Origin of the sequence: Xanthomonas sp. GPE 39 (genome assembly GCF_000963005.1) — a bacterium.
Classification (GTDB): domain Bacteria; phylum Pseudomonadota; class Gammaproteobacteria; order Xanthomonadales; family Xanthomonadaceae; genus Xanthomonas_A.
The window spans coordinates 730,217-753,904 of record NZ_JZHZ01000007.1 but is presented as its reverse complement, the minus strand read 5'-3'; the positions used below and the strand labels follow the sequence as shown (position 1 = coordinate 753,904).

The window sequence follows — 23,688 nt, the reverse complement described above, 5'->3', positions numbered from 1 at the left end:
CGCTGACTCAGCGGCGTTTCGCATTACAGGCAAAAGCGACAATGCCAGCACGCGCCAGCATGGCTAACGCCGCGCTCAAGGCGTACCGAAGTGCCCCAACGGTGCCCCTGCCAGCAAATGCAAGTGCAGATGAAACACCGTCTGTCCGCCATGCTCGCGGCAGTTGATCACCACGCGATAGCCATCCTCGGCCAGACCCTGTGCGCGTGCGTAGCTGGCCGCTGCAAGCACCAGCTTTCCGACCAGGGTGGCCTGATCCGGCAACAAATCGTCCAGCGTGGGAATCTCCACCTGCTTGGGAATAAACAACACATGCACCGGCGCCTGCGGCGCGATGTCCTTGAACCCAAGGACGACATCGTCTTCGTAGACGATGCTGGCCGGAATTTCGCGACGAATGATCTTGCCGAAAATAGTGTCCATGAAGCATGCCTGGAACAGTAAAAAGAGGAGAGGCCGTTATAGCCCAATTCGGCGCGGTGCCGCAGCCAGCACGCAGATGGCGCTATTCGCCCACACTGCCGCGCGGCACTTCGCTACGGCTGCCAAAAGCATGCGACAAGGTGCCGCGATCCACGTATTCCAGCTCACCGCCCAACGGCAAGCCCTGCGCCAGACGGCTCGGCCGCACGCCGTGCTGACGCGCCAACTGCGCCAGGTAATGCGCGGTAGCCTCGCCTTCGACCGTGGAATTGGTGGCGATGATCAGTTCGGCGACCTCGCCTTGCGCCAGCCGCGCACCGAGCCGATCCAGACCGAGTTCGCGCGGACCGATCCCATCCAGTGGCGATAGCCGTCCCTGCAGAATGAAATACAACCCGCGATAGCCGGTGGCTTGCTCGATCACCAGGCGGTCGGCCGGCGACTCCACCGCGCACAGTTGCTGACGGTCGCGGCCGGGACTGGCACAGATCGCGCAGATGTCGGTTTCGCTGAAATCGCGGCATTGCGAGCAGTGGCCGATCCGCGCAATCGCCGCATGCAACGTGTCGGCAAGCCGCTGCCCACCGGCACGTTCGCGTTCGAGCACGTGATAGGCCATGCGTTGCGCGGTTTTCTGGCCGACTCCCGGCAGGATGCGGAACGCCTCGATCAACTGTTCGAGCAGCGGCGAACTCATGCGTCCCACGCGCTCCGGAACCGCGCGAGGTCAACACGCTCGAACAGTCCGCGAAACCGGCACAGCGCCTTGGCCACCATGGCATCGATCTGCGGCTTCAATTCCAGGCCGCACTCGATCAACATCGGCCACCGGATACCCTCGACTTGCACACAGTGCGCACCCTGGCACGGCGACAACGTCACCACCCGGACATCGCCGACGACGCCAATACCTCGGCCACCGGGCAGATGATCGTGACGCCTGCCGTTCACCATGCTCAGAACGGCAGCTTCATGCCCGGCGGGATCGGCATCCCGGCCGTGGCCGCGCCCATCCGCTGCTTGGACTCGGCATCGACCTTGTTGGACGCATCGTTGAAAGCGGCGGCGATCAAATCCTCGACCATCTCTTGGTCGGACAGAATGCTCGGATCGATCCGCACCTTGCGGCACTCCTTGGCGCCGGTCAGGGTGACGCTGACCATGCCGCCACCGGCGCTGCCGGTGACTTCCAATTGTGCCAATTCTTCCTGGGCGCGCTGCAGGTTTTCCTGCATCTTCTGCGCCTGTTGCATCAGTTGGGCGATATTACCGCGCATCTTGGTTCACTCATCGTAGGGACGGATGGAATCGGGCACGACCCGCGCACCTTGCTGCTGCATCAGCGCTTGCACCGCCGGGTCGTTGAGGAACGCAGCCTCGGCCGCGTTCTGACGTTCGCCGCGTTGCCGGTGCGAACGCTCGTGCAGGGTTTCGGTATCGACGGCGATGCCGCTTTCGATCACGATCTTCGGGCGCTGGCCGAGCGTCTCGGCCAGTGCATCGGCCAGCTCACCGAGCGAACGCTCCGACTGCAAATATTCGAAACCAGGCGACAGCGACAGCCGCAGCACGCCCTCGGCATGACTGACAAAGGCGGCATTGGCCGCGAGTTGCCGCGACGGACCGGTCAAACCGCAGTCGGCGACCAGTACCAGCCAGTCTTCGGTGCTGTGCAGACTGCCTCGCGCGCCAACAGCCGCCGACGATGAAGCACGCGTTGCCTCGGCAGGTGGCGGCACTGTGTCCGCTGCGGCGGCTGACGCAAACGGCGGACGCGTGACAGTGGGCATCGGCGCAGCGGACGCGCTCGAACGTGCCGGCGGCGACGCGGGCGGATCCCACGGCGGATCCAGCGCACTCGCGGACGCGTTGGGAGATGTGTGGACGGGTGTCGGTGTCGGTGTCGGTGTCGACGACATGTTGGATGCGGAAGGCGTGATCGCCGACGGAATCGACGAAGACGCGACCGAGGCAGCGGACGCAGTCGCCGCCGCACCATCGCGCCCCTGCGCTGGCGCGCCCGCAGCAGAGGTCGCCGGCAATGCCGCAGCATTGGCTGGGCGGAACGCCAACATCCGCAATACCGCCATCTCGAACCCGGCGCGCGGACTCGGTGCCAGATACAGATCGCGGCGTCCGTTCAACGCCATCTGGTACCACAATTGCACGATTTCCGGACGCAGCCGCTCGGCCAGCGGCGCCGGATCCAAACCGTCCAGCACATCCAATGCCGCACCCGGCACCAGTTGCCGTACCTGGATGCGATGCAACGCCTCGGCCAGCGCTTCCAACACGCCACCCCAATCCGGAGAGAACTCGGCCAACCCCGCGACGACCTGCAGCAATCGCGCTCCATCGGCATCAGCCAGCGCATCGAGCATGGCGCCGACCTGGGTGCGATCCACCGTCCCCAGCATCGTCCGCACCACATCTTCGCGCAGCGCGCCGCCGGCGTAGGCGATGGCCTGATCGAGCAGCGATAGACCATCACGCAGACTACCGTCGGCGGCCTTGGCCAACTGCACGATGGCCGAGGCATCCACCTCGATCTGCTCGGCAGCCAGAATCTTGGTCATCTGGCCCTGGATCTGCATCTCGTCCAGGCGCTTGAGGTTGAACTGCAGACAGCGCGATAGCACCGTCACCGGCAGCTTCTGCGGATCGGTGGTGGCGAGCAGGAACTTCACATGCTCCGGCGGCTCTTCCAGCGTTTTCAGCAGCGCGTTGAACGCCGCCTTGGACAGCATGTGCACTTCGTCGATCAAATAGACCTTGAACTTGCCGCGCGAAGGCATGTACTGGGCGTTTTCGATCACCTCGCGCACATCGTCCACGCCGGTGTTGGACGCGGCGTCGATCTCCAGCAGATCGATATAGCGGCCAGCATCGATATCCAGGCAGGCCGCACACTTGCCGCACGGATCGGCACTGGTGCCCTGCTCGCAGTTCAACGACTTGGCGAAGATGCGCGCGATGGTGGTCTTGCCGACACCACGCGTGCCGGTGAACAGAAACGCATGATGGACCCGCCCGCTGTCCAGGGCGTTGGTGAGCGCACGGACCACATGCTCCTGCCCCACCAGCTCGGCAAAACGCTTGGGGCGCCACTTGCGGGCGAGAACGAGATAGGACATCAGGCGACCGTCTTCATCTGAACCGTCATTGTGCCATGCCGCGCCCGGGTCATTGCTCAGGCGTCAGCGCGGCCAACCTATCCGCCTCTCGCGGCCTGGGAAAACGTCGGATCCAGGCGCTGGGCGATCATGAACAGGTACTGGCGGCAAGGCTGAGCGCCAGCCACGCCCGCTCACCTTGTGAATGGAGGCCGTGACGGCTAGAATTCCGCCCTTGCCCGGACCGCTGGCCCGCGCAAGAAACCGGAGAGGTGTCCGAGTGGTTGAAGGAGCACGCCTGGAAAGTGTGTAAGCGTCTAAACCGCGCTTCGGGGGTTCGAATCCCCCTCTCTCCGCCAGTTATCCAGTAGGTAGTGTCTTCGGCCAAGCAGTTCCGAAGCTTCCCTGCTATTAAACACCTACTACGCCTGATGTGCTGGGCTACGTGGACTAGAAGGCCACCCGTCAAGGTGGCTTTTTTGCGTCAAGCCTCTTCTTTTACCAACCCGATAATCTTATCGGCCATCTGAGTGAACAACTGCTCTGTTTCGCGAGCCCTCTGCACATGTGCGCCTGTCAAACCATCGTGCGCCGTGCAGTCAAAGATCGGCTTCCTCGCCTCTTGAGAGTAAGGCACGAGACTATGTAGGTTCGGGATAGCGCCCAAATTATAGGAGCCACCATCCCAATCGATGACCTGCCCAAGTGGACGCAGCTTATCCACGACATTCTGTTGGACGGCCTCTTCCACGCGGCCACCAAAAATCTGCCACCCTCGCGTCATTCCTTCGGCGTTATTCCTCGTGTTGTATTGCTGACGCACATACCCAAGGAAGCGCGGCGCGCCCTTCGGCAGGTCAATATCCTCTGACTGTCCAGCAATACGGATGATATCCCATTCTTGCCGCCAACCAACAAGCTTCTCACCCAAGTTTTGTGCGCCACGAATCGAGAAGAGGTCGGGAGAAATTGGGACAATAAAATCATCGCAAGAGGTCAACGTGGTCCTATTGAGCGGACCAAGATTCGGCCCCATATCGATAAAAGTGACTTGTGCATCGACCTGTTTCTCAGCCCACTTCACATAGCGGTAGATACCTGACTGCTTTCTCAAGTCCGCCGGATTACCGCCACGCGCACGGTTCCAAGTATCACCCAACGTGTCCTCAAACCGGCTGAGCGCAGGATCACCAGGCACAAGCCATAAAGTCGGGTAATCTTCGGGCCGAGGCTGCAAGGGCCCACGGTTTCGGATATCACCAAGACTTTCATGGAGAGGCTCAATCGCAAGGAAGATGCTATTTCCCCGAGATTGTCTCCAAGCACGCTCAACCGCGATGTCGGGCAAACAGTATGCCGTGAGATTACATTGCGGGTCAGCATCGACAAGCAAGACACGGATTCCACGCCGCGCAAGCGAGTACGCGATATGATAGAGGTAGGTTGTCTTTCCTACGCCGCCTTTATTGTTGAAGATTCCAAGAATCATCTCCGCCTCTCCTGTAGCAGTTGCTGGTTAAAAGACACTATGCCTGTGAGTGGGCACCGCACCATCTTGCTACTTCACCATCCGCTTGTCAGGTAGAGCAGATCAGATTCGCGGCGTTGCCGCCACGTCTGCGAAACTCCTACTCCACACCACTTCGTCAGGCGTCAGCTCGCGGAACGCTTCAAGGATGCCCTTGTTGATTCCCCAGTTTCGCCGGCGACTCTTGTACACGTGATGCTCACCGAAGGTCATGCGGATACAAAGCGGAGCGGAAGACTGCACTAGGCGATTGTTCCACCGGTACTGGTCGAGCACCCACTGGGCTAAGGCCTTCTCCTAGTCAGTCGAAGAAGCCATGTTTCCTCCTATTCCTGGGAAGCCCGATGTCCGGAATGGCGGGAGGCGCCCCGAAGGGCGCTCCCGGGTGCTGCGCTTAGCCCGGAGGGCTGCGCCAATGCTGGCATACGTACTCCAGACGGCCCTTCCGGAACCGGGTGTACGAGCAAACATGCACCGTCTTCTTTCCGGCCATTGAAGCCTCCACAAGACGGACTGTGAGGGCGATATCTATTCCCAAGGCCGGGACGGGGCTATACTCCCGCTGCTGTACCGGGCCTCGGGCCGGCAGAGGGCTCCCGCTCACTGCCATGCCGTAATGCCGGTGCGGGCGGCTCGGACTGCCGTTGAGCCCACCTTTCCAGAGGTGAATTCAACGCCGAACCAGCACCACACCAGCGTTTTGCCTACCTAGCGCCCCGACTCAAGCCTGTTTTGCGACTGGGAACTTGAGTTGGGGCGTTGCTTTATCTGGGCCACCAGCGGCGGTAGTCAGCCGATGGCCACGATCTAATGTCACAAAGAGTCCTCCTCGTCTGCATCGGGCTCCTCAGCCATTGTGTCCCGATAGTTTTTCAAGATGAACTCAGTCATCTTGATCACATTTCCCCACTGCTTCTGCGTCATCTGGCCAGGCAGATAAATCACACCGTCCTGCCCACCAAAGATAGGGATCGGGATCGCCACCATTCCATCGCGTGGAGGCCTCTGCTTAGAGTGATCTTGCGCAATGTGAGCTGGCGGATTAGAAGCAACGGGCGGCATCACAACTGCCTTGGTCTTGCGCTTTGCACCACTTCCACCGGTAACCGTCGGCGCCTTGGCATGGGGACTTACAACAATGCCGGCCTCCTTGGCAGCTGCGAGGAAGAAAGTGACCGACTTGCTAAGCGTTGAGCCACCGATCTCGTACTGCCTGAACTGCTCAGCAAGCTGCGAGGTAGTCGCACTCCGGAGATTGAAGGTTCCGTCAGTAATGGAACCGTAAGACGACTCAACCAATTCCTTTAGCAGCGCTTTTGATTCCTGCTCATCAGCCACGATATAAGCCTCCAAGCGCTCCGTCGGAGTGCCATCGTCGCTAACAAGCTCGAACCACTTGAGGGTCCCGATCAGAGCGGACTTCTCCGAGCCAGAGCGCTTACCCAAGTAGCTACGGTCGATAGCTGCGGGCACAACCTCGTGCTCCTTAAGATCAGTCATCAGCTTCATGAAGCTTCTATACGACGTGTAAGGCGGCTTCACGTTCTTGTCGACCACGGGGAGCTCCGTTCCGGATTGAGATTTCCGGGCGAGTGAATTCCATCACACGTCCTTAGGGGATGCAACACCCACTCCAACACCCTGGCAAAAAGGATCCAATGCCACGAATTTTAATTTCTCGAAAATATTTGCAAATTATTGATTTAAAATGATTTTTTTATTATTATATTTTTGTGCGCATTCAATCTCGTCAAATTTTATCGACAAGGTGACCGGGCCGCGAGGCGACCAAGTGCGCAAGGAGGCGCATACAAAACCTTCGCCGACGTCTCGAAATGGATTTCGTGCAGAAATTTGCGTAGCCGCACTAAGGAAAAATCCATCGCGGACTCTCGCCCAGCAGGCTACGCGGCGCGAGCCGCCAGCCCTGCGAGGTCTGGATGCGCACAGCCACGAGGCCGTCCAGCGATGTGGGCAGTAGGCCATGTTCCTGGCGCATTTCGAGCTTGGTCCGGGAGACGATCAGCCCGGACTCGATGTGCTGCCAGCGGTAGGTGCGTTCGTCGCGGTGAAAGCGGCCGGCACACTCCCTGTACGTGGGGTCTGCCCACCTAGCCTTCATCTGTGCGGATATGCGCTCCCGGAATGCAGGGTCATCCCACAGCGCGCGCATGTGCTTCGACGAAACGGCTTGCTGCCGCGAACGCGACGATGTGGGCGTGGGGTCATAATCTGGACTGCGCCGAGCCAACGGCCACGCGGGGAGCTTTTCTGGTTCTACCACCGCGCCTCCCGCACCGCAGTCAACCGCCTTGGCTCGACTTGGCTCGCTTCACTAGCTTGGCAAGCTTGACCGAGCGCTCGGCTTGCTTTTTCTCGTGGAACGCCTTCGCCTTCAGGACATTGGGAACTGCGCCTTTCATGCTTCGCCCCCCCCGACGCCTCGGCGATAGCCCGGGCGGCGAGCTGGTTGCTCAGATTGGCGATGGGGTCGGCCTTACCGCGCACGAACTCATCATTCGCAGCACGCGCGGTGCGCTCGGCAAGGAGCCCCCTTGAGCTTGGCCGTAACCTCGGCGTGCTGACCGCCCCACACCTTCTCGGCAAACGCCGCCACCGAGAACGGCCGCCGATCCGAAGGCCGGCGGTCTACCACGGTCGCAATCGCGGCAGCCAACGGCATGTCGGCGGCGGCGATAGCGGTGATCGCAGCAGTCTCCAGTTCGATCGGCCCACCGCCCTCAAGTTGGAGCTGGTACTGCGTGCGCCGCGTGTCGCCCAAGGCAACGCGGCCGAGCATCTGCGCAGGCGACTGACACAGGCTCAGGGGGAACGTGGCATCGGCGGCGACTTTCGCCAGCGGACGCAGGAGTTCCTCACGCTGGCCGCGGCTCGATTCCACGATGGTCAGGCGGAACTTGGCGATGCGCGAGGCAAGCTACTTCTTTGCGAACTGCTTGGCCACGGCACGGTTTGCCGAGTCAGTCTCACGAATGATGTCGTCCGCCTCTCTGCCGAATCGCTGACGTGCGTCGTCTACTTGCTTCTGAATGCTGGCGATGCGTGACGCAAAAGCTGTGGCAAGTTCGGAGGCCCGGTCCGCGAGCCGGTCGATGTTCGCCGTGGTCAGCGGGACATCGGTGGGGATGGTGTTGAAGTTGACGTTCGGCATGGGGCTATTCCTCAGCATGCGGCCCAGCCAGTGGGGCCACTCGCTCCCGACCATATGGACCGGATTTGCCCCGCGCGAGTGTTATTTATTGGACCGGTTTACTTCTTCGGCTGAAAGCGGATCGCCGCACTGGAAGTAGTGGGCTCAGCTGATTTCGATCTTCCTTCCCAGCTTTTTGTTGAACGCATCATTTCCTGCTGCTCTACCCAGGCGAGCGCACTGGAGCGACTGGATCAAACCAAGATGACTCGATCATCGCGTGGCAGCTTCGCAACGGGGTGAAAATCCTCTTGGATCACGCGCCCGGCCGCCTCGCCCGCGATGGCGTAGCTTGTTGCGTCCAATGCGTGGTCGTTCGCCTTCGTGTCCACGTCATCAGGGATACGCGAATCGCGCGGCAGGCTCGGGACGGTCGCCAGCCAGAACCAACACCGCGACGCCACGAAGAACTCGCCGTTGACCATCAACTGCTTCAACTGCTCGAAGCGCGGGACGCGCGGGCCTTTCCTCGCCAGGCTCACGCGAACGCCAGCCGCCCGGAACAGGTCCGACAAGCTCGCCTCCATGCGCCCGGCGGTGCGAGCCTCCGCCGCGGAATCGATGACGCCACGCGCGCGAACACCGTTCCGGCATGCCAACTTCGTCCCAGCGCGCACCACGCGCTTCGCCCGACCGGGCCGCGGTCAGGATCGCGAACTCAAGCACCCGCGCACCCATGCCATTGCGCGAGCGAAGGTCCAGCATGAACGACTGCATTGGGGCATAGGGCAGCGCCGGATGGTGCTGCACGTCCCTTACCTTCCCGGGCGCGGGTAGGACCTTATCTAGATAGCCATTCCAACGCGCCGGGTTGTCGCCCTCGCGGAAGCCGCGGACCTTTGCCCAGTCCAGCACCGACTCCATGCGCTGGCGCACCCGGTTCGCCGTCTCGTTCTTCTCAATCCAGATGGGCTCAAGGACGCGCAGGACGTGTGCGCGGTCGATGTCGGCGACGCGGAGCGAGCCCAGCACCGGGAAGGCATAGGCTTCGAGCGAGCTGGTCCACTGGTCGGCGCTCTTGCCGCCCGACTTCCATTCCGCGGACTTGGACTCGATGAACTGGTGCGCGGCCTTCTCGAATGTGATCTCAGCCAGGCGCGCCGCAAGCATGGCGCTCCGGGCCTCTCGCTTCGCGGTGATCGGGTCGATGTTCTTGGAAAGCAGTTCGCGCGCCTCGGCGGCCTTGCGCCGCGCTTCGGACAGCGACACGTCCGGATAGCCGCCCAGCCCAAGATCACGCCGCCACGGCTTGTCGGTTCCGGGTTTCACACCAGCGGTGTAGCGAAGCACCCAGCTCCGGGCTCCGGTCGCGGTGACTTGCAGCAGGAGTCCCGACACAGCCCCACCGACAGCGTAGTATCCGGGCTTTCTCAGGTTCCGGACTGCTATGTCTGTCAGCTCTTTTGCCTTGCGAGGCATGGGGCGCTCATCAAGTTTTAACCTACTACCTACCCTACTATGAACGAGCGATGTAGCGATAGAGGGCGAGACCACCCGAGACGAAAACTTCTTGCCGAAACATGTAGGTACAGCGAGAATAGATACCTAGCGAGATGAGCTAAGGCTAAGCAAGCGCGGCCCCTCTCTCCGCCAGTTTCCCCGCGCTGCCCCTGCGCAGATTCCTTCGCTTCCTGCGCAGGAATTCCTAACGGGCAACAACCGCGCTGCTGGCGCGGTTTCGTCTCTATGGTGGCCCCGTCGGCCCCTCGCGACGCTAGGTCGAAAACCCCGCCAGGGCCGGAAGGCAGCAACGGTATCGATCGACGCGGGCGCCGAGGTCAGCCGGCGGGGTCGCCACCCCTCCTTCGACTGTTCGCGCTCTCGCATCGCCGAGCGTCTGGCTTGCTGCAACCTGGCATCATCGAGCATCTCGCTTGCTGCACGCTCGTACATCAGTCGGCAACTGCAGCATGCGCGTTACGCGGCGTCACGCACGCTATTGCGGATGCAGCCAACCCGCCTCACCGTCGCGGTAGCGTTCGTGTTTCCAGATCGGCACTCGCGCTTTGACCTCGTCAATGACATAGCGACAGGCGCCAAAGGCGGCATCGCGATGCGCCGCCACCACGCCCACCCACACGGCCAAGTCACCGATCACCAAGTCGCCGATACGGTGGACGCAACGCAGGTCGAGAATGGCGAAGCGCGCCAGTGCTTCGTCAACGATACGCTGGCCTTCGACTTCGGCCAGGGCGGCATAGGCGTCATAGCGCAGGCCATCAACGGCGCGGCCGTCGTTGTGATCGCGTACCCAGCCTTCGAAGCTGGCATAGGCACCGGCCTGCGCATGGGCCAGCGGCGCACGCAACGCAACAGGATCGAGCGCGTGGTCGGAGAGATGGAAACGCGGCGCGGTGGACATCACTCAGCCTCCCGACACCGGCGGAATGAACACCACTTCCGCGCCATCGCGCAATGTGTCGCCCCAATCGGCGAAGGCGCCATCCACTGCCACACGCAGACGTTGTGCAGGCCAACGCAGGCCATGCCGCGCGTCGAGTTCGGCGTACAGCGCGCGCAAGTCGGGCGCGGCCGTGCGCACCTGCTCTCGATCAATCCCCGCCGCCTCGCGCAAGCTGGCGAAGTACAGCACGGTCACCGAGGCGCTCATGCCACGCTCCCGACATCGCGCTTGCCACCACGTTTGCCGAGCAATCGCACCGGGCCGATGGTCATCGCGTGGGTCAAGGCTTTGCACATGTCGTAGACGGTCAGCGCGGCGACGCTGGCACCGGTCAAGGCTTCCATCTCCACGCCGGTACGATGCACGGTGCGCACGCGGCATTCGATCCGCAACACCTGCGGCGAGGCCCAGTCGATGGCGAAGCGACAGCCATCGATGGGCAACGGATGGCAGAACGGAATCAATTCGTGCGTGCGCTTGACCGCCAACGTGCCGGCAATCACCGCAGTCTCGACGATGCCGCCCTTGGCGCTGCGCAACGCATCGGCACGCAATTGCGCGGCCACCGCCGCAGGAAAACGTACCCGCGCCTCAGCAACCGCCACGCGCGCGGTGGCGGGCTTGGCGGAAACGTCCACCATCGCAGGCAGCCCCTGCGGGTCAAGATGGGTCAGCATCGGCGCCGATGTGCCTGCCGGCTTGGTGGATCTTTTCTTGGTCATGGATGACGCTGCCCCTCCCACGGCGCGATGCTCAGACAACACCGGGAATCGGCGTGCCTTGATGGAACAGCATGCGCCATCGACGGTCGCGGCGCTGCCACAATGAACTGTGCAGCGCCTGCTGCGGCGGTTCGCTGCCGCCACCACGCTCGCTGCGGTCACGCAATTGCACAAGAGCTGGCGCCAACGCCTGCGCGTCCATCTCGAAAACACGATAAACGAAGCCGCTCGCCTGGACAGATCGCGCCTGCAACATGGCAAGCTTGTCGAAGCGACTAGCGGATGTGCCAAACTCCAGGAAAGCACCGTGAAGCAGATCGGCCACGCGTTTGGACCAAGCGCGCAGTGTCGGCTCCAGCAATTCCAGTTCCAACGCGACTAATTCACCTTGCAGCGCGGTGTCCATCGGCTCAACCACCGATCAGGAACATTTCGACGTGCTTGCCGCGCGTCGCCGTCGCATCGCCACGCAATTCGCTGTAACGGTCATTGCGCTGCTCCCATAAGTCGCGCACGCGTTCGGCCAGCGCCTGCTCGCCATCGGCCAGCGCCGGGGTGAGATCGGCACCTTCGGCAGCGAACAGACAGGTATAAAGACGACCATCCGCCGAAACCCGCGCACGATGGCAGTCGCCGCAAAACGGCGCGCTGACAGAAGTAACGAAGCCAACCTCGCCACCGCCATCAGCGAAGGCATAACGCGCGGCGACTTCGCCAGGATAGTGCGGCTCCAGCGCGTGCAGCGGCCAGCGTGCGGCAATGCGCTCGCGCAGTTCCGCAGCGGGCACCACCATGTCGCGACGCCAAGCGTTGCACGTGCCCACGTCCATGTATTCGATGAAACGCAACACATGGCCGCTACCGCGAAAATGCGCCAACAGCGGCAATACCTGTTCGTCGTTGATCCCACGCTGGACCACGCAGTTGAGTTTGAGCGGGCCAAACCCGGCCGCAACGGCGGCATCAATACCGGCCAACACCTGCGCGATTTCGCCACGACCGCCGGATAGTTGCCGGAACACCAACGGATCGATGGCATCCAGACTGACCGTAACGCGCTGCAAGCCGGCGTCACGCAAGGCCTGCGCGTGCGATGCCAACAACACGCCGTTGGTGGTCATTGCCAAATCTTCCACACCCGCAATGCGTGCGAGCCGCTGCACCAATTCCGGCAGTTCGCGGCGCAGCAAGGGCTCCCCGCCAGTCAGGCGCAGCTTGCGCACGCCGTTACGGACGAAGGCGCGTACCACGGTCTCGATCTGTGCGAACGACAGCCGCGCGGCCGCGTCGAATCCGTAATCGTCGGGGACTTTATCGACTGGCATGCAGTAGCCGCAGCGGAAATTGCACGCCTCGATCACCGACAGGCGCAGATCGCGCAACGCACGCCCGCGCCGGTCCGCTGGCGTCGCGGACGCAAGCGACGGGCGCGCGATGGCACTCATCCGGCCGGCATCTGCGGCAAACGTGGCGTAGGCAGCGCCACGCACTCGCCCGGCCGCGCCACGCGATGGCCACGCGCGCGCAAGACCTCGGCATCTGTGGCGCTGGCGTAGTGGTAGAGCATCATCCTTCGCACCAGTTCGGCGGGATATTCACGTTCCAGATCGTCCACGCCAGTATGCGAGGGGTTGCCGTGAAGACCACAGTCGTGTGCGATCAGTTCGCCGTCGTCGGCATAGCGGTTGAGCATTTCCGGAATCGGCCGGGTATCCCCACTCCACACCAACGCGCCCGGCAGGCGCACGCCATAGGCCGTCTCCGGCCAGTGATGGCGTACTGGGAAAACCTCCAGACGCACGCCGTCGTGCCAGAACGCCTCACCGACCGCGATCAACTGAAACGCGTCCCAGAAGTTGGCGCCGCCCTCGGCCAACACGTTCGGGTAGTCGGCCACGCGGCGGTGCAGCAGCGGCAGCACCGGCGCGGGCACGTACAGGCGCACCTTGCCGCGCCGTTCGGAGAAATAGCTATCCACGAACAGGCGCTCGAACCCGGCCACGTGATCCAGATGCACATGGGTGACGAACAACGCCTGCGGCATGGCGCCGTAGTGCGCCTGGTAAGCACTCAGGCCCTCGCCGCCGCAGTCGATGCTCAGCCACGGCAGCGCGTCGCGCTCGATCGTGGCCATCGGCGAACCCAGCTGCACCGCCGAGGCGTTGCCCACGCCCTGGAAACGCAGCACCCAAGCGCTCATCAGCAACCGCGCTCCCAGGCCAGGTCGTAGGCGCGACGCAGACGTTCGTAGTCCTTTTCGACCGCATCGATGCCACGCTCGCCGCGCAGCTTGAGCAATGAGCGATGCAGACGCTTGAGATTGCGCTCGCGCCAGCCGGTGGCAGGAATGCGCAGCACGCTGCGGTCGAAGTCGATCAACCAACCGTGACCATTACCGTCGAACAAGATGTTGTGCGCGTTGAGATCGGCATGATCCAGACCAGCGCGATGGAAGCGCGCGATCAATCGCCCAGCCTCCTCCCAGGGCGCGCCACGGCCAGCGATCAATGCGCGCTCTGCCAGGGAGCAGACATCCTCCAGCCGCTCCATCAACAGCGCGGCACGATAGCGCGTGCCCTGCCGCAGGTAGCAGGCCGCCAAGGGTTTGGGCACCGGCAGCTTGCGCGCGATCAACGCGCGCATCAGGCGGAACTCGGCGAAACTGCGGGTACGGTGGGCACCGCACCACAGGTAGCGGTCGCGACTGAGTTTGGCGACCAAGCCGCCACGGCGGTACTGGCGCAGCACGCAGGCGCCGAACGGGGCATCGATGAACCATGCGCTTCCGCGCCCACCCGCATCCACCGGACGTGCGCGCTCGGCCCAGGATGTGGCCGAGAACAACGCCGGCTCGGCTTGCCGGAGTCGTTCGCGGTCGAACAAAATGGCACCATAGCCGCGACCCTCGCGGTACGGCGTCAGTGCTTCAGTAGCGTCGAATGCAGCCATCCTACGAGTCTAACAACACCATGCCGGCAATGCTCCCCTCGCTGTGCCTGTTGCGCTTGTCGGCGCTGGGAGACGTGACTCACGTCGTGCCACTGGTGCGCACGCTGCAGCACGCCTGGCCACAGGCACCGCCGCTGCACTGGATCATCGACAACGCAGGACTCAAGCTGCTGGACGGGCTGCCCGGGGTGGTCTTCCATGGCTACGACAAACGCAGCGGCCTGGCTGGCATGCGCGCACTGCGCCACGCACTCCCGAGACAAGGTTTCGATGCGCTGCTGCAGATGCAGGTGGCACTGCGCGCCAATGTGCTCTCGGCCTGTGTGCGAGCGCGCCGTCGCATCGGCTACGACCGCAGTCGCTCGAAGGATCTGCATGGCCTGTTCGTCAACGAACGTATCCCCGACCGCCCCGGCATCCATGTGCTCGACGCGATCGGCAGCTTCTGCGAGCCACTCGGGCTACGTCAGACGCAGGTGCGCTGGGACCTGCCAGTACCCGATGCGGCCCATGACTGGGCGCGTGCGCAATGGCCCGACGACGGCCGACCGGCGCTGCTGATTTCGCCATGTTCCAGCCATGAGCGCCGCAACTGGTATGCCGAGCGCTACGCCGCAGTCGCCGACCACGCTGTCGCGCAAGGTTGGCGGGTGGTGTTATGCGGCGGGCGCAGTGCGCTGGAGCGCAGCACTGCCGACGCCATCATCGCTGCGGCGCGCGCGCCGCTGCTGGATTTGGTCGGTCGCGACACGCTCAAACAACTGCCCGCGCTGCTGCAGCGCGCGGCGCTGGTGATGACGCCCGATTCCGGCCCCATGCACATCGCCAACGCCATGGGCGTCAAGGTGCTGGGCCTGCACGCGGCAAGCAACCCGCGCCGCAGCGGCCCGTACTCGGACATTCGCTACTGCGTGGACAAATACGATGCGGCCGCGCGCAAGTACCTGGGCAAGCCGGCCGAGGCACTCAAATGGGGGCGCAAGATCGAATACGATGGCGTCATGGCGCTGATCGAGGTGGACGCGGCAATTGCCGCGTTCGAGCGCTACCGCGCCGATCACGGCGCCTGAGCTGTACGCGGCCGCACTCAAGCGGACGGCGTGCGGTAATCCTGATAGGACTTTTCTTCTACGTAGCGGGAACCCAGCGCCAGGTTGATTTCTTTTTTGATGCGCGCGCGTTCGTCGTTTTCGTAGTACACGCTGCGTGCAAGCTGGATGAATTCCGCATCGAAGGCCTGCGCTTTCTCTTTGATCCGGATCTCGTCTTCGATCACCCACAGCCGCTCATTCACCGCCTTCAATTCCGCGCGTAGGCGCACGACATCGCCACCGGCAGCCGGATGCGCCATCCAGGTTTTCTCCAGCGCCGACAACTCCGCGTGCACATTGACCAGCTTGTCCGGGGCGGCGATGCGCTCGGACTTGATCTGCAAGATGGCGATCTTGTCGAGCAATTCGCCGAAAGACACGGGAACCAGAATTTCGGACATCACAGACACCCAAGCGGCTAATGAAGAGCCAAGAGTGTAACGGGCGAGCTTGAACGCCACATCGGCGCAGCATCGCGACCGCTCCGAAATACCACCACTCAACAACATAAAGGCCCCTGACGGGGCCCAATGCGCAACTGGCGGGAAGGGGGGGATTCGAACCCCCGAGGCGCTATAAACGCCTGCCTGATTTCGAGTCAGGTACATTCAACCACTCTGCCACCTTCCCGGGTGGTCCCCGGCGGACCGGGGGCAAGCATCATACGGTTCCCACTGCGTGCGAACAAGCCATGCGACGCCCACGCTTGAGTGCCCTCGGATCGAGCGAGGCCCATGAACCCCACCTGCGCCAAGCCGACGCAGGCGATTGCCGGATGCGCGCGCGACCGCGATGATGGGGGTTGAACTACAAAAAGCCCGGCCAGCCACAGGCGCGCAATGATCGAATTCGGACACCTCACCCACCTCGGCCTGCGCCGCGACCTCAACGAGGACACCTACTACGGCGATAACGAGCTGGGCCTGTGGCTGGTGGCCGATGGCATGGGCGGCCATGCCTGCGGCGAAGTCGCCAGCGCGCTGGCGCGCGAGGCCATCGTCCGCGAAGTGCGCGGCGGTGCCACGTTGGCGCATGCAATCCGGATTGCCGACGAGGAGATCATCCACGCCGCGCGGCTCCGTCACGCCCCACTCCCGATGGGCACCAGCGTGGTCGCTACACATGTGCAAGGGAACCGCTTTGAAGTGGCCTGGGTCGGTGACAGCCGCGCTTATCTATGGCGCCACGGCAAACTCGCCCAGCTCAGCCAGGATCACAGCCACGTGCAGGCGCTGATCGCACAGGGCGTACTGACTGCGGAACAGGCAAACGCACCTCCGCATCGCAATGCGGTCACCCAGGCGCTCGGCATTACCGATCCACAGCATCTGAACGTGGCCTCGATGACCGGCGAACTGCGCCCAGGTGTGTGCCTGCTCCTGTGCAGCGACGGGCTGACCGAGCATGTGGGCGAAGTGGGTATTGCCACTGCGCTGGGCCACGACGATTGCAGCGCGCAGGAATGCGTGGACATGCTGGTCGCGGCGGCGCTGGACGACGGCGGTTCGGACAACATCACGGTCGTCTTGGTACGTTGCCACTGAACGACGCAAGCCGCGACACCTTCCCCACACCAGCGCACACACGGCGACCGTCACGCGACGGCCAGCACTCAGTTCCTCAGCCCGGCGTCGCCTCGGTCGACACCGGCTCGGCCGCATCCCACAGCGCGCGACCAGCCTTTTTACGCAAGGTGTCGAGCCGCGCCTGGTGTGCCTCTAATTCGGAAGCGGTCGGCAGCACCTGCGGACGCGGCAACAACGTCGCCATGTCGAACGCCGCAGCATGGGCGTCGTTCTTGCCCGTCCTCTCATCGACCAAGGCAAAACCGATTTCCTCCTGGCCGGAGGTCAACGCGATGTACACCTCGCACAGGATCTGCGCATCGAGCAACGCGCCGTGCAGTTGCCGATGCGTGTTGTCCACACCCAGCCGCTTGCACAGCGCATCCAGCGAATTGCGCTGTCCTGGAAAACGCTCGCGGGCCAGCAACAAGGTATCGACCACACTGGCACGGTCGAGAATGCGCCCGTAGGACTCGCCCAGCCGCGACAATTCGTAGTCGAGGAAGCCCAGGTCGAACGAGGCGTTATGGATGACCAACTCGGCACCGTCGATGAATTCCAGGAACTCATCGACCACCTCATGGAATTGCGGCTTGTCGGCGAGAAACTCCAAGGTCAAGCCGGTGACCTCTTGCGCACCCGGTTCGAAATCGCAATCCGGACGCAAATAACGGTGGAAATTGCGCCCGCTGGGACGGCGCTCAAGCAGTTCCACCGCACCGATTTCGACGACGCGGTTGCCCTTCTTCCATTCCAGGCCGGTGGTTTCGGTATCGAGGATGATCTGGCGCATAGGGCTCGTTGCAGGGAAAAGAGGGTTCAGGAGGCGACCGCGCCGCCACCGGCACGCACACGCAACGCTTGGTCGCGCGCCAGTTGATCGACCCGCTCGTTATCCGGGTCGCCGTTATGGCCCTTGACCCAGCGCCAGTCGATCGCGTGCCGCTGCGCGGCGGCGTGCAGCCGCTCCCACAAATCGCGATTTTTGACCGGATCGCCGCCAGCGGTCTTCCACTGCCGCCGCACCCAGCCCGGCATCCACTCGGTGATGCCCTGACGCACGTATTGCGAGTCGGTATGCAATACGATCTGGCAGGGCGCGTTGAGCGTCTCCAACGCCATGATCGCCGCCATCAGCTCCATGCGGTTGTTGGTGGTGTGCGCCTCGGCACCGGCCACCTCCCGTTCCTGGTCCTTGTAACGCAGCAACGCGGCCCAGCCACCGGGGCCAGGATTGCCGAGACAAGCGCCGTCGGTATGGATATCAACAGTCTTCATGAGGATCCAATGGGAATTCAGATAGAAGCGACCGAGCCGCGCCAACGCAGCGGCGCGCGCAACGGAATGGGGCCGATGCCGGCGGCGGTGCGCTTTTCCACCTGAAACAGGCAGACCGCGCGCAGCGGTGCGGTCGATGCGATCGAGCCGGTCCCGGCGCGGGTCGGCCACACCGGTCCGAGATACCGCAGTTGCTCCTGGCATGGCAAACCGGCCTGTTCGAGCAAGCCACGCCAACTACCTGGCTGTCGCGCCACCAGCCCCTGACGGCGCCAACGCAGCCGGTACGGACTCATCGCGTTGAGCGCGAACAACCACAGCCGACCGCCGGGCATCAGCACCCGTTCGCACTCTTCCAGCAAGGCGAGCGCATCGTCGGCCAGCACGTGCTGCAACACGATCGCATTAACGCTCTCCGATGGCAGAGGCAACGGCAATCTGCAGATCAGGTCACCCGCATACCCTTTTGCACTGCGATGCAGGCGCAGGCCGCGCCCCGGCACCTCGCGCGACAGCGGCATCGACGGCACCGGAGCCAGCCACAGCCAGGGCTGTGCGGGACGCTTGAGCAACGCCTCCTGGATCAGCGGTTGTTCAGCCTGCAGCAGCACGTGCGCCCCGGCTGTATCAAACCAGGATGAGACGTTGGCTTGACGAGGGTGCAGAACGGCGGGCATGGTGTCGATTCTATGCGACTGATCGCCCTGCCGGCATTCCAGGACAACTACTTTTGGATGATTGCCGCAGACGATGGGCAGGCCTTGCTGGTCGATCCCGGCCAGGCCGAACCGGTGTTCGAGGCCGCAGCGCAGGGATTGCAGCCAGCGGCGATCCTGCTCACCCATCACCACGACGATCACATTGGCGGCGTCCCGGCCCTGCGTGCGCGGTGGCCGGAACTACCGGTATACGCGCCGGAGGATCCGCGCATCGATTGCGCCAGCCATCGGGTCGGCCACGGCGACAGCATCCAGGCGTTACACTGGCGGTTCGACACCATCGCCGTCCCGGGCCACACCCGCTCGCATTTGGCCTATGTCGGCCATGGCTATCTGTTCAGTGGCGATACCCTGTTCAGCCTGGGATGTGGACGCATGTTCGAAGGTACGCCTTCCCAGATGCTGACTTCGCTGCAACGGCTCTCTGCCCTACCGGGCCAGACGCTCGTCTGCTGCGGGCATGAATACACCCTGGCCAATGCGGCATTCGCCGTCATGGTCGATCCCACCAACGTCGCCCTGCGGCAGCGCTATCAGGAAGTCCAGGCCATGCGCCATGCCGCACATCCCACTGTCCCGGTCACACTCGCTAGCGAGATGGCGACCAATCCGTTCTTGCGCACGGCCTCGCCTGCGATCCGGCAGGCTGTCGTCGCCCGCCTCGGCCGCGCGGCGGACGACACAACGGTGCAGGACGTGGACATCTTCACTGAATTGAGGCGCTGGAAAGACGCTTTCCACGCATGAAAGCGCTGGCTCTCACTGCCGCGCTGACGTTGGCGTCGGCATTGCCCTGCACGACGACTGCCACGCCGCTGGGTACCACGCTGGAACAGACCATGGCCGGGGTGAACGCGTTACCCGCGGATCCAACATCGCTACCACCCACGACGACCCGCAATGGCCGCGACATCCTGGCACGCTTCCGCGACGGCCTGGCCGACGCGCACTGCGATGCCAGCACCAGCGATTCGCGCGCGCAGCAGCAGTTCGCGCACGCACCGGCACGGCTGGCCAACGCAGACGAAGACGTGCTGCCGCTGTTCGGTTACGTGATCGATGAACTGCGCGCGGTGAACTTGCCGACCGAGTTCGCACTGATCCCATTCGTGGAGAGCGGCTATCGACCGGCCGCGCGTAGCCGCCGCAATGGTCCGGCCGGCTTGTGGCAGTTCATTCCCGCCACCGCACGTCGCCACGATGTCGCGGTGGAAAGCAGCTATGACGGCCGCTTGTCGGCGGTGGAATCCACACGCGCCGCATTGCGCTATCTGCAGACGCTGCACGGGATGTTCGGCGGCGATTGGCGGCTGACGCTGATGGCGTATAACGGCGGCGAATCTCGCGTCCTCCAGTCCGTGCGCCACGCTGGCATGAATGTCCACGGCACGCACCCGGATAAATTACCGGGCATGGCGTCGATCACCTACGCCTACGTCGAGAAACTGCACGCACTGGCCTGCGTGCTGGAGCAGGCCCAGACCCACGCCGAATGGATGGCATCGCTGGATCGGGACGTGCCCATCCTGCAAGCACAGACTCTGCCAGCCGGCATGGCCCTGGACGACTGGGCTCGGCAGCAGACACTACCGAGCAACCAGCTCGCACGTCTCAATCCCGCCCTCGACACCAGACGTCACAACAAGCGCGCACTGCCCGTGCTGGCACCGCTCGGAATGAGCAGCGGCTCAGCACTTGCCCAGCGCGGCACGCCAACGTCACAGGACACGGCAACAGCGATCGCCGCCAGCGCCAACAGCACCACGACCAGCGCATCGGCGATGCCTACTCCCGGTCCGCGCCCATCCAGGCCACGCCAGCACACGCATACGGTCCGCGATGGCGACACCGCCTGGAGCATCGCCAAGCGCTATGGCATCACCGTACAGGCGTTACTGACACAAAACGGATTGTCGGCAGGCAGCCTACTGCGTCCCGGCATGGTCTTGAACTACGCAGACTGAGACTGCATGCCCCGTCCATAAGCGTGCGGGGTGTGCGCACCGCCTCATCCAGCGGAACGAGCAGCGTCGCGTGGTAGGCGCGAAACGCGCCGCAGTCGGATGAACAGGCGTACCGACGATGCGATATGGCGCACGCCGCAAACAGGCGAACCGACCGCGAACGCACGCCGACAGGCCCTCACCCTCGCAAACGCGACAGGCCCGGCAATGCCGGGCCTGTCGTACATGCCATCAAGGCAGGAGATCTGTTTACAACTGCGCTTCCTGCACGCTCACCTTGTAACGCTTGCGCATTGCATCGACATAGGCCTTGGCATCGGCCGCACCTTCGAGCTGCGCCAACTGCTGCTTGAACATGGTCTGTTGCTCGGCCGGCACTTTACTCAAATCGCCAGGCGTTACCTTGGTGACCGCGAACAGCGCATAGCGCTTGCCACCTGTACCCGGCGCCGCAGGCAAGACGACCTTACCGAACGACGGCTTGCCAGCGACAGGCCGCGGTGCGCTGAAGATCGTGCGATTGGCTTCGGGGCTAGGCATCGGCGCACTGCGTGACAGAGCGGGCATCGGGTTGATCTGCAACTTCTCCGGGCCAGCCAGCGCCTGCAAAGACTCGCCCTTGCGCAACCGTGCTAGCAAGGCATCGGCCTTGGCTGACGCAGCTTTGGCGGCACGGTCGGCATGCACTGCGGCGATCACCTGCTCGTGCACCTTGGCCAACGGCAGGACCTGCTCCGACTGGTGCTTGGTGACGCGGATCATCACACTGTGGTTCGGCCCCAGGTTGATCGGGTCGCTGACCGTACCGTCCTGCACCAGCGCGTCGGAGAATGCCGCCCGCAATACTGCCGGCTGTGCCGCGATACCACTGGCGCTGGCGCGAGTGAACGGCCCCAGGGTCTGCACCGGCAAGCCGACGTCCTTCGCCGCCGATGCCAGCTCGGTCGGGTTCTTGTACACCTCGTCCACCAGCTTGCCACTCAGTGCGCTTAAGGCCTTTTCGTTGTCGGCCTGCAGTTGTTCGGCGGCGAGCTGGTCGCGCACCTGTTCGAACGACTTGCCCTTGCCACCCTTGACCTCACGCAGTTGGATCACGTGATAACCAAACGTGCTCTTCACCGGGCCGACGATCTCGCCGGGCTTCATCGCAAACAACGCATCTTCGAATGGCTTCACCATCACGCCCTTCTCGACCCAGCCTAGATCGCCGCCCGCGTTCTTGGAACCGGGATCGTCGGAGTTGGCACGAGCCAATGCGGCGAAATCGGCACCGGGGCGCTTGGCCTCGGCGGCCAGTTTGATCGCCTTGGCTTCAGCCGCCTTCTGCGAAGCCGCGTCCTTGCCGGCGCTGATCAGAATGTGCGAGGCAAGGCGTTGATCGGGTTCGACGAAGCGGGCTTTTTCTTCCTCGTAGCGCTTGCGCAAGGTGGCCTCGTCGGCCGGCTTGGACGGCGGCAAATTGGCCGCGTTCAATTCGACATACTCGATCGACACGGTTTCCGGCTGCTTGAAGTCGGAAGTATGCGTGTCGTACCACTGCTGCACCTGCGCATCACTGACTGGCGTGGTGTCGGCGGGCATCTCCGGCAGCTGCGCCAACTCCACATCGCGGGTCTCGCGCAGCATCTTCATCAGACGCTCGGCTTCCTGTTTGCTGACAAACGCCGATTCCATCAGGCCAGTGGGAATGACCGATTGTTGCAGCGCATCGCGCACCAGTTGCTGGAACATGGCCGGCGTACGCGGCGGCGTGCCCGACGCCAACGCCAAACGATAACGCTCCGGATCGAACTTGCCGTCGTTCTGGAAGGCCGGAATGCTGGCGATGTAATCGCGCACAGCGGCATCGCCGATGGCCACGCCGGCCTGCTCTGCGGCCAGCTTGACCACCTGCTCGTCGATCAGTTGGTCAAGCACTTTGCGCTTGTTGTCGATGCTTTCGAACTCGCGCGGGTCGAATGCCTCGCCCTGCTGCTGGCGTGCCTGCTGACGCGCCTGCTCGAAGCCCATGCGGAATTGTTCCGTGCTGATCTCTTGATGCTTCCACAACAAGGAGACAGGCCACCACGACGGCGCCGATGACCACCATGACGGCGGCGCCTGCACCTTGGCCACGTTATTGGCACCGACGCCACCAAGGTAGCTGGTATCGATAACGAACAAGAACGGAATCATCAATAGGCCAATGATCGCAGTGGCGATCCAGCCCGAGGTCTTTTCGCGAAGTGTCTGCAGCATTGGGAACCAAAGGCCTATTAGCAAGCCCAACAGTTTAACCCGCTTCACACCCCGCAGAGGAAGGTTACGCCGGACGAACTGCGCCACAAGAGCAAGGAGCCAGAGAACGTGGGCACCACGCACCGAAGAAACACGGAAAAGACATAAATAAAAAACCCCCCGATCACTCGGAGGGTTTGCGTGCAACGTGGCGGAGTGGACGGGACTCGAACCCGCGACCTCCGGCGTGACAGGCCAGCATTCTAACCGACTGAACTACCACTCCGCATTCGAACGGTGACAGGCACAATGGCCTGTTTTCCCGGAGCGGCCCGGCCGGAATGAAACGCGGCGCGGTGTCTGCGAGAAAAGAAGCCTCTGATTTCTCAGAGGCTTCGGTACAACTGGCGGAGTGGACGGGACTCGAACCCGCGACCTCCGGCGTGACAGGCCAGCATTCTAACCGACTGAACTACCACTCCGCTTTTTAAACTTGCTGCCTGG

The 23,688-nt window shown here is 63.1% G+C and carries 25 protein-coding genes, 4 tRNA genes and 1 other RNA gene; 6 read left to right on the top strand and 24 right to left on the bottom strand.

All coding sequences use genetic code 11. From position 1 onward, the window contains the following. Window positions 1-75: 75 nt before the first annotated feature. The 4 genes from XALGPE39_RS03280 to dnaX form a co-directional block, all read right to left on the bottom strand. Entirely contained in the window at window positions 76-423 is a 348-nt protein-coding gene (locus XALGPE39_RS03280; RefSeq protein ID WP_045726968.1) for a histidine triad nucleotide-binding protein, read from the bottom strand. A gap of 82 nt (window positions 424-505) precedes the next feature. Then, on the bottom strand, window positions 506-1,120 hold the full coding sequence (recR, locus tag XALGPE39_RS03275) for a recombination mediator RecR (protein ID WP_045726967.1): 615 nt from the start codon (window positions 1,118-1,120) through the stop codon (window positions 506-508). A 259-nt stretch (window positions 1,121-1,379) separates the two neighbouring features. Beyond that, window positions 1,380-1,700, bottom strand: coding sequence for a YbaB/EbfC family nucleoid-associated protein (locus XALGPE39_RS03265; RefSeq protein ID WP_045726965.1), 321 nt, complete (start codon window positions 1,698-1,700; stop codon window positions 1,380-1,382). A 6-nt stretch (window positions 1,701-1,706) separates the two neighbouring features. Next, window positions 1,707-3,557 (bottom strand): DNA polymerase III subunit gamma/tau, encoded by a 1,851-nt coding sequence (gene dnaX, locus XALGPE39_RS03260; RefSeq protein WP_045726964.1) that lies wholly within the window; start codon window positions 3,555-3,557, stop codon window positions 1,707-1,709. Window positions 3,558-3,802: 245 nt separating this feature from the next. Here dnaX and XALGPE39_RS03255 point away from each other — a divergent pair. Then, a tRNA-Ser gene (locus XALGPE39_RS03255) sits at window positions 3,803-3,895 on the top strand. A gap of 125 nt (window positions 3,896-4,020) precedes the next feature. Here XALGPE39_RS03255 and XALGPE39_RS03250 read toward each other — a convergent pair. The 5 genes from XALGPE39_RS03250 to XALGPE39_RS03215 form a co-directional block, all read right to left on the bottom strand. Continuing rightward, window positions 4,021-5,025, bottom strand: coding sequence for an AAA family ATPase (locus tag XALGPE39_RS03250; RefSeq protein ID WP_045726963.1), 1,005 nt, complete (start codon window positions 5,023-5,025; stop codon window positions 4,021-4,023). An 852-nt stretch (window positions 5,026-5,877) separates the two neighbouring features. Then, window positions 5,878-6,621, bottom strand: coding sequence for a DUF5343 domain-containing protein (locus XALGPE39_RS03235; protein WP_045726961.1), 744 nt, complete (start codon window positions 6,619-6,621; stop codon window positions 5,878-5,880). A gap of 958 nt (window positions 6,622-7,579) precedes the next feature. Next, window positions 7,580-7,966: a hypothetical protein gene (locus XALGPE39_RS16170; protein WP_045726959.1), complete on the bottom strand. Its 387-nt coding sequence runs from the start codon at window positions 7,964-7,966 to the stop codon at window positions 7,580-7,582. Window positions 7,967-8,002: 36 nt separating this feature from the next. Beyond that, window positions 8,003-8,236 (bottom strand): hypothetical protein, encoded by a 234-nt coding sequence (locus tag XALGPE39_RS16165; protein ID WP_200893858.1) that lies wholly within the window; start codon window positions 8,234-8,236, stop codon window positions 8,003-8,005. A gap of 375 nt (window positions 8,237-8,611) precedes the next feature. Further along, window positions 8,612-9,694, bottom strand: coding sequence for an integrase arm-type DNA-binding domain-containing protein (locus XALGPE39_RS03215; protein ID WP_082061811.1), 1,083 nt, complete (start codon window positions 9,692-9,694; stop codon window positions 8,612-8,614). A 276-nt stretch (window positions 9,695-9,970) separates the two neighbouring features. Here XALGPE39_RS03215 and ffs point away from each other — a divergent pair. Further along, an RNA gene (gene ffs / locus XALGPE39_RS15050) (signal recognition particle sRNA small type) lies at window positions 9,971-10,067 on the top strand. A 144-nt stretch (window positions 10,068-10,211) separates the two neighbouring features. Here the strand turns inward: ffs and XALGPE39_RS03210 are convergent. Genes XALGPE39_RS03210 through XALGPE39_RS03180 form a run of 7 tightly spaced genes read right to left on the bottom strand, consistent with a single transcriptional unit; the run spans window position 10,212 to window position 14,350 of the window. Then, entirely contained in the window at window positions 10,212-10,637 is a 426-nt protein-coding gene (locus tag XALGPE39_RS03210) for a molybdenum cofactor biosynthesis protein MoaE (protein WP_045726957.1), read from the bottom strand. Between the two features lie 3 nt (window positions 10,638-10,640). Further along, window positions 10,641-10,886 carry a MoaD/ThiS family protein gene (locus XALGPE39_RS03205; RefSeq protein WP_045726956.1) on the bottom strand — a complete coding sequence of 82 codons (246 nt, stop codon included), beginning with the start codon at window positions 10,884-10,886 and terminating at the stop codon, window positions 10,641-10,643. Continuing rightward, window positions 10,883-11,401 carry a cyclic pyranopterin monophosphate synthase MoaC gene (gene moaC / locus XALGPE39_RS03200; RefSeq protein WP_045726955.1) on the bottom strand — a complete coding sequence of 173 codons (519 nt, stop codon included), beginning with the start codon at window positions 11,399-11,401 and terminating at the stop codon, window positions 10,883-10,885. The genes XALGPE39_RS03205 and moaC overlap by 4 nt, the downstream gene beginning before the upstream one ends. A gap of 31 nt (window positions 11,402-11,432) precedes the next feature. Further along, window positions 11,433-11,807, bottom strand: a complete 375-nt coding sequence (locus XALGPE39_RS03195) for a DUF4440 domain-containing protein (protein WP_045726954.1) — start codon at window positions 11,805-11,807, stop codon at window positions 11,433-11,435. 4 nt (window positions 11,808-11,811) lie between these two features. Further along, entirely contained in the window at window positions 11,812-12,846 is a 1,035-nt protein-coding gene (gene moaA / locus XALGPE39_RS03190) for a GTP 3',8-cyclase MoaA (RefSeq protein WP_045726953.1), read from the bottom strand. Continuing rightward, entirely contained in the window at window positions 12,843-13,601 is a 759-nt protein-coding gene (locus XALGPE39_RS03185) for an MBL fold metallo-hydrolase (RefSeq protein WP_045726952.1), read from the bottom strand. The genes moaA and XALGPE39_RS03185 overlap by 4 nt, the downstream gene beginning before the upstream one ends. Beyond that, window positions 13,601-14,350, bottom strand: coding sequence for a 3-deoxy-D-manno-octulosonic acid kinase (locus XALGPE39_RS03180; RefSeq protein ID WP_045726951.1), 750 nt, complete (start codon window positions 14,348-14,350; stop codon window positions 13,601-13,603). Before XALGPE39_RS03180 ends, XALGPE39_RS03185 begins: the two co-directional genes overlap by 1 nt. Before the next feature lie 20 nt (window positions 14,351-14,370). Between XALGPE39_RS03180 and XALGPE39_RS03175 the strand changes: the two genes are divergently transcribed. Then, window positions 14,371-15,420, top strand: a complete 1,050-nt coding sequence (locus XALGPE39_RS03175) for a glycosyltransferase family 9 protein (protein WP_045726950.1) — start codon at window positions 14,371-14,373, stop codon at window positions 15,418-15,420. Between the two features lie 17 nt (window positions 15,421-15,437). Here the strand turns inward: XALGPE39_RS03175 and XALGPE39_RS03170 are convergent, their stop codons facing one another. Next, window positions 15,438-15,842 carry a DUF6165 family protein gene (locus tag XALGPE39_RS03170; RefSeq protein ID WP_045726949.1) on the bottom strand — a complete coding sequence of 135 codons (405 nt, stop codon included), beginning with the start codon at window positions 15,840-15,842 and terminating at the stop codon, window positions 15,438-15,440. Between the two features lie 138 nt (window positions 15,843-15,980). Then, window positions 15,981-16,071: transfer RNA gene (locus XALGPE39_RS03165), tRNA-Ser, on the bottom strand. Between the two features lie 209 nt (window positions 16,072-16,280). Here XALGPE39_RS03165 and XALGPE39_RS03160 point away from each other — a divergent pair. After that, window positions 16,281-16,985: a PP2C family serine/threonine-protein phosphatase gene (locus XALGPE39_RS03160; protein ID WP_045726948.1), complete on the top strand. Its 705-nt coding sequence runs from the start codon at window positions 16,281-16,283 to the stop codon at window positions 16,983-16,985. A 76-nt stretch (window positions 16,986-17,061) separates the two neighbouring features. Here XALGPE39_RS03160 and dnaQ read toward each other — a convergent pair whose 3' ends face one another. Genes dnaQ through XALGPE39_RS03145 form a run of 3 tightly spaced genes read right to left on the bottom strand, consistent with a single transcriptional unit; the run spans window position 17,062 to window position 18,961 of the window. Further along, window positions 17,062-17,799, bottom strand: a complete 738-nt coding sequence (gene dnaQ / locus XALGPE39_RS03155) for a DNA polymerase III subunit epsilon (RefSeq protein WP_045726947.1) — start codon at window positions 17,797-17,799, stop codon at window positions 17,062-17,064. A gap of 26 nt (window positions 17,800-17,825) precedes the next feature. Next, window positions 17,826-18,284 carry a ribonuclease HI gene (gene rnhA, locus XALGPE39_RS03150; protein ID WP_045726946.1) on the bottom strand — a complete coding sequence of 153 codons (459 nt, stop codon included), beginning with the start codon at window positions 18,282-18,284 and terminating at the stop codon, window positions 17,826-17,828. A gap of 17 nt (window positions 18,285-18,301) precedes the next feature. Then, on the bottom strand, window positions 18,302-18,961 hold the full coding sequence (locus tag XALGPE39_RS03145) for a methyltransferase domain-containing protein (protein ID WP_045726945.1): 660 nt from the start codon (window positions 18,959-18,961) through the stop codon (window positions 18,302-18,304). Between the two features lie 12 nt (window positions 18,962-18,973). Between XALGPE39_RS03145 and gloB the strand changes: the two genes are divergently transcribed. Continuing rightward, window positions 18,974-19,750, top strand: coding sequence for a hydroxyacylglutathione hydrolase (gloB, locus tag XALGPE39_RS03140; RefSeq protein WP_045726944.1), 777 nt, complete (start codon window positions 18,974-18,976; stop codon window positions 19,748-19,750). Next, window positions 19,747-20,967 carry a lytic transglycosylase domain-containing protein gene (locus XALGPE39_RS03135; RefSeq protein ID WP_045726943.1) on the top strand — a complete coding sequence of 407 codons (1,221 nt, stop codon included), beginning with the start codon at window positions 19,747-19,749 and terminating at the stop codon, window positions 20,965-20,967. Before gloB ends, XALGPE39_RS03135 begins: the two co-directional genes overlap by 4 nt. A gap of 249 nt (window positions 20,968-21,216) precedes the next feature. Here the strand turns inward: XALGPE39_RS03135 and XALGPE39_RS03130 are convergent, their stop codons facing one another. From XALGPE39_RS03130 to XALGPE39_RS03120, 3 genes are all read right to left on the bottom strand, one after another. Further along, a complete protein-coding gene (locus tag XALGPE39_RS03130) occupies window positions 21,217-23,205 on the bottom strand; it encodes a peptidylprolyl isomerase (protein ID WP_045726942.1) in 1,989 nt (662 codons plus the stop codon). A 188-nt stretch (window positions 23,206-23,393) separates the two neighbouring features. Further along, a tRNA-Asp gene (locus tag XALGPE39_RS03125) sits at window positions 23,394-23,470 on the bottom strand. A 119-nt stretch (window positions 23,471-23,589) separates the two neighbouring features. Further along, a tRNA-Asp gene (locus XALGPE39_RS03120) sits at window positions 23,590-23,666 on the bottom strand. Window positions 23,667-23,688: the final 22 nt, after the last annotated feature.